Source organism: Hominiventricola sp. (assembly GCF_057604405.1).
Map to the genome: position 1 here is coordinate 1 of NZ_DBLYVB010000087.1, position 1585 is coordinate 1585.

General features: G+C 42.0%; 1 protein-coding gene. It reads right to left on the reverse strand.

The genetic code is table 11. From position 1 onward, the window contains the following. Window positions 1-1585: MSCRAMM family protein (locus tag ACZMB2_RS14220; protein WP_487597198.1), on the reverse strand; the 1585-nt coding region annotated here is incomplete at both ends.

The window sequence follows — 1585 nt, forward strand, 5'->3', positions numbered from 1 at the left end:
CCTTCCTCGTTTGTTTCGAATACACTGATCTTTTCTTTCTTCGGATACTGAACAACCTGTTCCACATATTTCTTATTTGTCACATCGTAAATCTTATAAGAAGCACCAGCCTTTAAAACAGTATTTCCAGTCTGTGCATCCTTCTTTACAATTTTCAGCAAAAATTCAAACGGGCGGTCATCAAATACTCTCCACTGCATTGGCTCTCTGCTGTCATTTTCCACATTTACAACAAATGGATCAATGGTTTTCAAATTCTCAGGGGTAGTACTTTCCACTACAACATAACTTCCATACGGCAGTTCCGGGCTGACTGCATATCCTTTTGTATCAGTGATCAGTTCTGGTACTGGTACGGCTGTTCCATTCTCGTAAGTAACTGCAACCTGCTCTTTGCTGAAGTCATAATTTTTGAAATCGCTTGCTGTATAGCTTTCTCCATTGGCTGGCTTCAGTTTTCCATTTTTTACCTGTGTCAGGTCGCTGATCAGATATACCTTAAATCCTGCTCCTGCAACCAGGTCTGTTTCTGTCTGCTCTCCATCTTCACTGATTTTGATTAACTGGAATGCCTGTTTCTTTACCTGCTCTTTTACCGTAAGGTCTCTTGTCACTTCGGCAACATCCTGACCTTCATAAGTTACTGATACCTCGTATTTGGTAGTATCCAGTGTATATCCTTCCGGTGGAGTGATCTCTTTTACATACATTTCTCCAAGGTATAATTCTGAAAATTCCAGTGTTCCGTCATCTCCGATGACTCCCTGTGCAATCAGGCTGTCCTGTTTATACAGAACCCCTGTTGTGCCATCCGGATGCACGATGTCCTCTTTTGCATACAGACCATACACAGCACCACGAAGAACACTGTCCCCCTGCGCTTTAAATGCAAGTGTTTCTTTATCGATCTTTGCGATTTTCACCTTTCCGGTGACTCTCTCATCTGTTGCTGTTACAGTCATTGTCTTTCCGGCAGTAACAGCCACTTTATATACTTCTGTATTCAGTTTGTATCCTGTCGGAGCAGTGATCTCTTTCACGTACACTGTTTTCAGTGCAGAATCAAAATAATCGCTGACTGCTTTTCCGTCTGTTCCGGTTGCTGACATTGTCATCAGCAGATTTTCACACTTCTTATCAGTATAAATACCATAAACTGCTCCTGACAGTGGATTCTGTGTATTGACATCTTTCTTCATAAGTTCAATGCGTGTCATATTCAGCCACTGTACACTGAAGCTTACCGGCGCTGCTGTTTCGCTTTCAAATACACCGATATCCTGCTTGGAATCTCCGGTTGTCAACACCAGTGTTCTCCATGTCTTTCCGACAGAACCATATAAGTTGCCGGAAGCATAACTGCCTGTCAGTAATAAATCTGCGGACAGATAGAATGTATCTCCACCATAAATCTGGATTTTTCCATTTGTAACACTTGTTCCTTTGGAAAGATTATGTGCTGTCACATTTTCTGGTACACTCAGTGTCACATAGTTTCTGTGATCTCCAGACAGTGTGATATTTGGTGTTTTCTGGATGTTTCCATCCCGTACTGCATTCAGCTTTGTGCTTGAAAGGCTCAGTT